This window comes from Streptomyces sp. CBMA291 (assembly GCF_014596525.1).
GTDB lineage: Bacteria > Actinomycetota > Actinomycetes > Streptomycetales > Streptomycetaceae > Streptomyces.
Genome location: NZ_MSJP01000055.1, coordinates 1 through 9,183, shown reverse-complemented (window position 1 = coordinate 9,183; position 9,183 = coordinate 1). Strand labels below are relative to the sequence as shown.

At 73.1% G+C, this 9,183-nt stretch carries 6 protein-coding genes; 3 read left to right on the top strand and 3 right to left on the bottom strand.

Annotated elements, in window-relative coordinates; genetic code table 11:
• The 3 genes from BU197_RS15000 to BU197_RS14990 form a co-directional block, all read right to left on the bottom strand.
• On the bottom strand, positions 1 to 302 hold a 302-nt coding region (locus tag BU197_RS15000; protein ID WP_317453388.1), incomplete at its 3' end, for a biotin/lipoyl-containing protein.
• Between the two features lie 62 nt (positions 303 to 364).
• Complete coding sequence (gene lpdA, locus BU197_RS14995) at positions 365 to 1,753, bottom strand: dihydrolipoyl dehydrogenase (protein WP_188268782.1); 1,389 nt, start codon at positions 1,751 to 1,753, stop codon at positions 365 to 367.
• 281 nt (positions 1,754 to 2,034) lie between these two features.
• Positions 2,035 to 3,558: a leucyl aminopeptidase gene (locus tag BU197_RS14990; RefSeq protein ID WP_188268781.1), complete on the bottom strand. Its 1,524-nt coding sequence runs from the start codon at positions 3,556 to 3,558 to the stop codon at positions 2,035 to 2,037.
• 335 nt (positions 3,559 to 3,893) lie between these two features.
• On the opposite strand from BU197_RS14990, the gene BU197_RS14985 reads away from it, so the two are divergent.
• From BU197_RS14985 to BU197_RS14975, 3 genes are all read left to right on the top strand, one after another.
• Positions 3,894 to 6,074: a hypothetical protein gene (locus tag BU197_RS14985; RefSeq protein ID WP_223183779.1), complete on the top strand. Its 2,181-nt coding sequence runs from the start codon at positions 3,894 to 3,896 to the stop codon at positions 6,072 to 6,074.
• A gap of 25 nt (positions 6,075 to 6,099) precedes the next feature.
• On the top strand, positions 6,100 to 7,626 hold the full coding sequence (gene pelF / locus BU197_RS14980; protein ID WP_188268780.1) for a GT4 family glycosyltransferase PelF: 1,527 nt from the start codon (positions 6,100 to 6,102) through the stop codon (positions 7,624 to 7,626).
• On the top strand, positions 7,623 to 9,183 hold a 1,561-nt coding region (locus BU197_RS14975), incomplete at its 3' end, for a hypothetical protein (protein WP_223184083.1). The genes pelF and BU197_RS14975, both read left to right, overlap by 4 nt.

Here is a 9,183-nt window from a genome sequence, read left to right as displayed (position 1 = left end):
GCCTCGGCGACCGGCGCCGGAGCGGCCTCGGCGGCGGGGGCCGGAGCGGCGGCCGGAGCGCCGGAGCCGTCGTCGATGATGGCCAGCTCGGCGCCGACCTCGACCGTCTCGTCCTCGGCGACCTTGATGGAGGCCAGGATGCCCGAGGCGGGGGCGGGGATCTCGGTGTCGACCTTGTCGGTCGAGACCTCGAGCAGCGGCTCGTCGGCCTCGACGCGCTCGCCCTCGGCCTTGAGCCAGCGGGTGACGGTGCCCTCGGTGACGCTCTCGCCGAGCGCCGGCAGGGTTACGGAAACCGACATGGTTTCAGTTGCTCCTAACGAATTGCGGAAAGTGGTCGTCGCGCCCTGTGATGACGTGAGCGTCAGTCGTGGGAGTGCAGAGGCTTGCCGGCCAGGGCCAGGTGGGCCTCGCCGAGCGCCTCGTTCTGCGTCGGGTGGGCGTGGATGAGCTGCGCGACCTCGGCCGGCAGCGCCTCCCAGTTGTAGATCAGCTGCGCCTCGCCGACCTGCTCGCCCATGCGGTCACCGACCATGTGGACGCCGACCACGGCACCGTCCTTGACCTGGACGAGCTTGATCTCGCCCGCGGTCTTCAGGATCTTGCTCTTGCCGTTGCCCGCGAGGTTGTACTTCAGGGCCACGACCTTGTCCGCGCCGTAGATCTCCTTGGCCTTGGCCTCGGAGATGCCGACGGAGGCGACCTCGGGGTGGCAGTACGTCACACGGGGGACGCCGTCGTAGTCGATCGGGACGGCCTTCAGACCGGCCAGGCGCTCGGCGACGAGGATGCCCTCGGCGAAGCCGACGTGCGCGAGCTGAAGCGTCGGGACGAGGTCGCCCACCGCCGAGATCGTCGGCACGTTGGTCCGCATGTACTCGTCGACCAGGACGTAGCCGCGGTCCATGGCGACGCCCTGCTCCTCGTAGCCGAGACCGGCGGAGACCGGGCCGCGGCCGATGGCGACCAGCAGCACCTCGGCCTCGAAGGTCTTGCCGTCGGCCAGGGTGACCTTGACGCCGTTGTCGGTGTACTCGGCCGTCTGGAAGAAGGTGCCGAGGTTGAACTTGATGCCGCGCTTGCGGAAGGCGCGCTCAAGAAGCTTCGAGCTGTTCTCGTCCTCGACCGGGACGAGGTGCTTCATGCCCTCGATCACCGTGACGTCGGTGCCGAAGGACTTCCACGCGGAGGCGAACTCGACGCCGATGACGCCGCCGCCGAGGATGATCGCGGACTCCGGCACCCGGTCCAGCGTCAGCGCGTGGTCCGAGGTGATGATCCGGTTGCCGTCGATCTCCAGGCCGGGCAGCGACTTCGGCACGGAACCGGTGGCGAGCAGGATGTGGCGGCCCTCGACGCGGCGTCCGTCGACGTCCACGGAGGTCGGGGAGGAGAGGTGGCCGGTGCCCTCGATGTAGGTCACCTTGCGGGAGGCCACGAGACCCTGGAGGCCCTTGTACAGGCCCGAGATCACATCGTCCTTGTACTTGTGCACGGCCTTGATGTCGATGCCCTCGAAGGAGGCCTTGACACCGAACTGCTCCGCCTCGCGCGCCTGGTCGGCGACCTCGCCGGCGTGGAGCAGGGCCTTCGTGGGGATGCAGCCGTTGTGCAGGCAGGTGCCGCCGAGCTTGTTCTTCTCGATGAGTGCGACGTCCAGGCCCAGCTGCGCTCCGCGCAGGGCCGCGGCGTAACCGCCGCTACCGCCGCCGAGAATCACTAGGTCGAAAACGGTGCTGGCGTCGTTCGCCACGTCACGTCCTCCATGCATGTGCGCTCGTCGCCGGTCCTCGATGACCAGGCGGCGGCTGGTGTGCGGCCGCTTATTTTCGGCCCTGTGGTGGGGGCCCTGTCCTGCCGAGAACCCATCTTCGCACTTGTTGACGGCCGACGGGACGCGGGGCCGGTGAGTGAGACCGGCCTCTCGCCCGTACGCGGCGGTTATCCCGGGGTGCGCGGGTGCGGATTTCGTCGCGGGCGAACGGGTACGGCCCCGGGGACCAGGTCCCCGGGGCCGTACCGTCACCGACGCGCTCAGAGCTCGCCGGCCGCCGTGCGCTCGGCCAGCTTCAGCAGGGTGCGCACCGAGGAGCCGGTGCCGCCCTTCGGGGTGTAGCCGTACGGGGCGCCCTCGTGGAAGGCCGGGCCCGCGATGTCCAGGTGCGCCCAGGTGATGCCCTCGCCCACGAACTCCTGGAGGAAGAGACCGGCGACCAGGCCGCCGCCCATCCGCTCGCCCATGTTGGCGATGTCGGCGGTGGAGGAGTCCATGCCCTTGCGCAGGTCCGCCGGGAGCGGCATCGGCCAGGACGCCTCGCCCGCCTCGGTCGCGGTCTCGTGGATCGCGGTGCGGAAGTCGTCGTCGTTGGCCATGATGCCGAAGGTGCGGTTGCCCAGGGCCAGCATCATGGCGCCGGTCAGGGTCGCCACGTCGACGATCGCGTCCGGGTTCTCCTCGGAGGCCTTGGTCAGCGCGTCGGCGAGGACGAGCCGGCCCTCGGCGTCCGTGTTGAGGACCTCGACGGTCTTGCCGCTGTACATGCGCAGCACGTCACCCGGGCGGGTGGCGGAGCCCGACGGCATGTTCTCGGCCAGGGCGAGCCAGCCGGTGACGTTGACCTCAAGGCCGAGGCGGGCCGCGGCGACGACGGTGGCGAACACGGCGGCGGCGCCGCTCATGTCGCACTTCATCGTCTCGTTGTGGCCGGCCGGCTTCAGGGAGATGCCGCCCGAGTCGTAGGTGATGCCCTTGCCGACCAGGGCGAGGGTGCGCTCCGCCTCCGGGTGGGTGTAGGCGACCCGGACCAGACGCGGCGGGTTCTCGGAGCCCTTGCCGACGCCCAGGATGCCTCCGAAGCCGCCCTTGGCGAGCGCCTTCTCGTCGAGGATCTGGACCTTCAGGCCGTGCTCCTTGCCGGCGGCCTGGACTTCGGCGGCGAAGGCGGCCGGGGTCAGGTCGTTCGGCGGCATGTTGATCAGGTCGCGGGCGCGGTTGACCTCGACGGCCAGGGCCTGGGCGCGCTCGGCGGCGGCCTTGTGGGCCTTGTCGCGCGGCTTGGCGCCGAGCAGGGCGACCTCGGCCAGCGGCTTCTTGGAGTCCTTGCCGGTCTCCTGGTATGCGGTGTAGGCGTACGCGCCGAGCAGGGCGCCCTCGGCTACGGCGCCGACGGCCTCGGCCGAGTCGACGGGCAGCGCGAACGCGGCCTTCTTGGTGCCGGTCAGGACGCGGGCGGCGGTGCCCGCCGCGCGGCGCAGGACCTCGGCGTCGTAGGACGCGAGGCCTTCCTCCTCGGCGGCTTCGGGCTCGGCGCCCAGGCCGACGGCCAGGACGAGCGGGGCCTTGAGGCCGGCGGGGGCGGGCAGCTTCGTCGCCTCACCCTCGGCACCCGAGGCGCCCAGGGTCTCCAGGACGTCGGCGAGCCGGCCTTCGAAGGCCTTGTCGACGGCCTCGGCGCCCGGGGCGACGATCAGCGTCTTCCCGGACTTCGCGACGCCGACGACCAGGGCGTCGGCGCGCAGCGTCGCCGCGCCGGCAGTGCTGAGAGTGAGAGCAGTCACGGTGGTGAAATCTCGCTTCCATTGAGTTCTGTGGCGGTCGAGGGATGGGCCGACCGTGCCCGCCGCATCGTATTTCGGCCCGGAGAGCGCCGGGAACGAGCCTACGCTCGCTCACTCGGTTCGCTCACGGCGGCGTTGATTCACTCATCCGTGGTGTCTCTTTCATGTTTACCTTTCAAACCCGGAGTACTCCTTCACACTCGCCTCATTCCCGCGAGAACGACGCCTTCGTCTTCGCATCATCCGCGACATCTCCACAGGCCTCCCGCCCCCGTCCCGGACGCGGGAGGACCCGTAGAGGGGGACCCGAACCGATGGACTCCGGTCGAATCCGTATGCCCGAAACCACGCCAGGAACGCCCGAAACCCCGGCGGAAACGCCCGAATCCGCGCGAGGAGCGTCCGAATCCGCACCGGGGAAGCCGGGAAGCACGCTTCCAGGAGGGCCGGGAACCGCTCCCGCGCCCACCTCCCGCACCCGCGGGGGCGCCCGCGTCGCGGTCCTCGCCACCGCCGCGCTGCTCGCCACCGCCATACCGTCCGCGCGGGCCGTCACCGCCCCGGCGCCCCGGATCGACCTCACCGTCCTCGTCGTGGACGACGGCGGCGGCGCGGTCGGCGCGATCACCGCCGAACTGGACGGCTCCGGCGTCCCGTACCGCCGGATCGACCTGACCGACCCGGACCGGCCGGTCCTCGACGCCGCCTTCCTCGGCGAGGCGTCCGACCCCGTCACCGGCCGCCCCCACGCCCGCTACCAGGGCGTCGTCCTGCCCCACGAGAGCGTCTTCGGCCCCGGCTCCGCCGAACAGACCGCCCTCCACGCGTACGAACGAGCCTTCGGGATCCCGCAGGTCGACGCCTCCACCTGGGCCCACCCCGGCGTCGGGCTCGACTACACCGACGCGGGCGGCTGGTCCGGCGTCCTCGACGGCGCCACGGCGGACGTCACCACCGCGGGGAAGTCCGGCCCCTTCGGCTACCTCGCGGGTCCCCTCGTCTTCGACGACAACGCCCCCGGCACCGCCGAGAGTCACGGCTTCGCGGGCCGCCCCCGCCCCGGCTACACCAGCTACCTCGACCTGCCCGTCGGCGGCGGACGGGCCGGCCTCCTCGGCGAGTACGTCACCGACGGGCGCCGCGAACTCGTCGTCACCTTCGCCTACAACGCCCACCAGCGTCCCTTCCGGGCCCTCGCCCGGGGCATCGTCGACTGGCTCACCCAGGGCGTCCACCTCGGGCGGAGCCGCAACTACTTCTCCGTCCACGTCGACGACGTGTTCGCCCCCGACGCCCGCTGGGACACCGCCCGCGACTGCACCCCCGGCGACGCCGACTGCGCGGGCGGCGAAGGCGAGGGCACCACCCCGATCCGGATGACCGCCGCCGACGCCCGGTACGCCGCCGCCTGGCAGAAGTCCGCCGGCTTCACCCTCGACCTCGTCTACAACGGCGGCCAGGGCGAGCAGTGGAAGAGCGAGCACGGCGGCGCCGACCCGCTGACCGACCGGCTCGTCGCGGACCGCGCCCGCTACCGGTGGATCAACCACACCTACACCCACCCCTTCCTCGGCTGCGTCCAGGACACCACCGTCGTCCCCTGGAGGTGCGCCCGGGACAGCAAGGGCGACACTCTCTGGACGACCCGTCAGGAATTGTCCGCGCAAATCCGCGACAACCTCGACTGGGCCCTCGGCAAGGGGATTTCCGTCGACCGCAGTGAACTCGTCACGGGAGAACACTCCGGCCTCAGAACCCTGCCCCAGCAGCCCGCCGACAATCCCCACCTCGCCGGAGCCCTGGCCGAGAACGGCGTTTCCTGGACGGCGAGCGACAACTCCCGCGAACCGCGGCAACGTTCCCTCGGCCCCGCCTACGGAGCCGCCAAGACCGTCCCCCGCCACCCCGTGAACGTCTACTACAACGTGGGCACCGCCGCCGAGATGACCGACGAGTACAACTGGATCCACACCTCCCGCGCCGACGGCGGCAGCGGCACCTGCGAGGCGAACCCCGCCACCACCTGCCTGCCCGCCCCGCTCCCCGCGGCCACCGGCTACGCCGACCACATCGTGCCGCAGGAGGCCCGCACCGCCCTCTCCCACCTCCTCGGCAACGACCCCCGGCCGCACTACGTCCACCAGTCGAACCTGGCCGAGGAACGACTCCTCTACCCCGTCCTCGACCGCGTCCTCGGCGACTACCGGGCCCTCTTCGCCCCCAGCGCCCCGCTCGTCGTCCCCGCCCAGCGCGAAGCGGGCGCCGAGCTGGCCCGCCGTACCGCCTGGGACCAGGCCCTCGACGCGGGCAAGGTCACCGCCTACCGCGTCGGCGCCACCGTCACCGTCAAGGCGCCCGCCGGGGTCGAGGCACCCGTCACCGCCCCCGAAGGCACCCGCAGGCAACTCCTCCTCGGCGCCGCCGCCTTCGGGACGCCCTACGCCGGGACCCGCTCCGCCTGGACCGCGCCCGAACCGCTCCAGACCAGCGTCACCCTCACGCTCCCGACCGCCTGACCAGCACGTTCCGGGGGGAACCCATATGCCGAGCCATGGCCGCAAGGTCACCCTGCTCACCGAAGGCACCTATCCGCACGTCCACGGCGGCGTCAGCACCTGGTGCGACCAGCTCGTCCGGGGCATGCCCGAGGTCGACTTCGACATCCTCGCCCTCACCGGCAGCGGACGCGAACCCGTCGCCTGGGAACTGCCGCCCAACGTCACCCGGCACACCGCCTGCCCCCTCTGGGGACCCCCGCCGGGACCGGCCCGCGCCCGCCGCTCCCCGAGGGGACCGGCGTACCGCCGCTTCCTCGACGCGTACGAGAACCTCCTGCTCGCCCTGCTCGACCCCGGCGCCGGATGCGACTTCGCCGCCGGTCTCCACGAACTGGCCGCACTCGCCCGCCGGGGACGGCTCACCGCCGCCCTGCGCTCCGAGGCGGCCCTGCGCTCCCTGATGTGGATCTGGACCATGCCGCATCTGCCCACCCTCGCGGCCCGCCCCACCGTCCACGACGCCCTCACCGCCACCGACCTGCTGGAACACGCCCTGCGCCCGCTCGCCGCCCGGATATCCGGCGACGGTGTCGCCCACGCCGTCTCCAGCGGCCTCGCCACGCTCCCGGCGCTCGCCGCCCAGCACTTCGAAGGAGTGCCCTTCCTGCTCACCGAACACGGCATCTACCTCCGCGAGCGCTACCTCGGCTCCCGCGCCGACGCGCAGAGCTGGCCGGTCAAGGCCCTGATGCTCGGCTTCTACCGGGAACTCAACACCCTCGGCTACCGCAAGGCCGACCTCATCACCCCCTGCAACCAGTACAACCGGCGCTGGGAGGAGCGCGGCGGAGCCCCCGCCGCCCGCATCCGCACCGTCTACAACGGCGTCGACCCGGCCCGCTTCCCCGTCGCAGGACCCGAACCCGAGGTCCCCACCCTCAGTTGGTGCGGACGCATCGACCCCATCAAGGACCTCGAAACACTCCTGCGGGCGTACGCGCTCTGCCGCGCCGGACTCCCCGCGCTGCGGCTGCGCCTGTTCGGGCCCGTCCCGGCCGGGAACGAGGAGTACCTGACCCGCCTGGAGAAACTCGCCGCCGGACTCGGCGTCGCCGACGGCGTCACCTTCGAGGGCCGCGTCACCGACGTCCCCTCCGCCTACGCGGCGGGCAGCGTGGTCGTGCTCTCCTCCATCAGCGAGGGCTTCCCGTTCTCCCTCATCGAGGCCATGTCCTGCGGCCGAGCCACCGTCTCCACCGACGTCGGCGGGGTACGGGAGGCCGTCGGCGACACCGGGCTCGTCGTCCCGCCCCGCGAACCGGCCCTCCTGGCCGCGGCCGTCACCGGGCTCCTCCACGACGGAGCCCGCCGCGCCGAACTGGGCCGCCGCGCCCGGCAGCGCGTCGTCGACCGCTTCACCCTGCACCGCTCGGTGGACGGCTTCCGGCAGATCTACCGCGAACTGGCGGCAGCCCACCGCCCACCGCCCCGACCCGCCCACCACCCGGCACGCCGCACCGCACCCCGGGGCACCCTCCGCCCCCTCATGGCGGGAGGCACCCCAGCGTGAACGACCACCCTGCCGACCCCACGGGCCCGACCGATCCCACGGGCCCGACCGACCTCACGGGCCCTGCCGACCTCACGGGCCCTGCCGACCTCACGGGCCCTGCCGACCTCACGGGCCCGGCCAACCCCGCAGGCCCCATTTTCCCCGTCGGCCTGATCAGCCCTATCGACCCCACGAGCCCGATCATCCGCACAGGCCCAACCCACCCCGCAAGCCTCACCCACCCAGCAGGCCCCACCTTCCCCACCCACCCCACAGGCCCCACTTACCCCACCACCCTCACCCACCCCACAGGCCCTACCCGCCCCACCACCCTCACCGATCCCACCCCCCTCACCGACCCCACCACCCCCCACCCCCTCGCCCCCGACCCCCTGGACGCGCTGGCCGAGCGGATCGGGGCGCTCGCCGCCACCGCCGTGCACCCGGACGAGATCGCCGCCGTCCTCGAATCCGACGGCATGACCGACGACCACATCCGGCTCGCCTACGGCCGTACCGACTCCTTCGCCCTCGCCGAGGACCTCTACGCGCGTGTGGAGCGCTACCACCCCGCCCCCGAGGCGCCGCCCGCAGGACCCTGGCACGGCGCACTCGCCGGCTGCCTCCTGCGCGGGCTCGTCTTCGCCCTGCCCGGACTCGCGTACGTCCTCGCCGCCCCCCTGCTGACGGGCGGGCCCGTCCGGTACGGGCTCCCCGGCGGCACCGTCCCGCTGCTCGCCGGGGCCGTCACCGGCTGGGTGTGGAACCAGGCCCTGTCCCACCGGGCGTACACCTGGCTGGGTCTCGGCGACCGGCCCGCCGCCGCCCGGAGCCTGCTCCTCGGCGCCCCGGCGGGCGCCCTCGCGGGCACCGGCGTCGCCCTGGCCGTCACCGGGCCCGGCGAGTTCCCGGCGGCCCTCTTCGCCGCCGGGCAGGCGCTCTACCTCGCCGCCGCCACCGTCCTCCTGGTCCTCGGCCGGGAACGGGCCCTGCTCGGCGCCCTCGTACCGCTCGCCGGGGCCGTCCCCGCCCTCCGCTGGGACCTGCCGGACGCGCTGCGCACCGCCCTGCTGCTCACCGCGCTCGGCGCGAGCACCGCCCTGGCCGGGGCCGCCCTGCGGCCGGGCCTGCGGCGGGGCACGGCGGGCCGGGCGGGACCCTCGCGGGCGGTCTCGCTGCCGTACGGGTTCTTCGCGCTCGGCAGCGGGCTCCTGGTGCTCCGGGCGGGGACCGGTGACGTGCCGGTCGGCGGGGCGGGCGCGGTCGTCGCCCTCACCCTCTCCATGGGCCCGGCCGAGTGGCTGCTCCACCGCTTCCGGCACGAGAGCCTGACCCGGCTGAGGACCCTGGCCACCGCCCGGGAGTTCCGCCGGGCGGTCACCGGCACCCTGGTGCTCTGCCTCGGCGGCTACCTCACGGTCCTCACCGGGCTCGCCCTCGCGGTGACCCGGGCCTGGCCCGGGGCGCCCTGGCCCGCGCTGCCGGGGCTGCTCGCGCTGCTCCTCACCGGGACCGCGCTGTGGCTGGGGCTGCTGCTCCAGGCCTTCGGCTCGGTGATGAGCGCGGCGGCCGTGT

What these genes read in the sequence shown, in the direction of transcription:
- BU197_RS14985 (WP_223183779.1), top strand. Translation starts at nt 3,894, where the DNA reads ATGCCCGAAACCACGCCAGGAACGCCCGAAACCCCGGCGGAAACGCCC.
- pelF (WP_188268780.1), top strand. Translation starts at nt 6,100, where the DNA reads ATGCCGAGCCATGGCCGCAAGGTCACCCTGCTCACCGAAGGCACCTAT.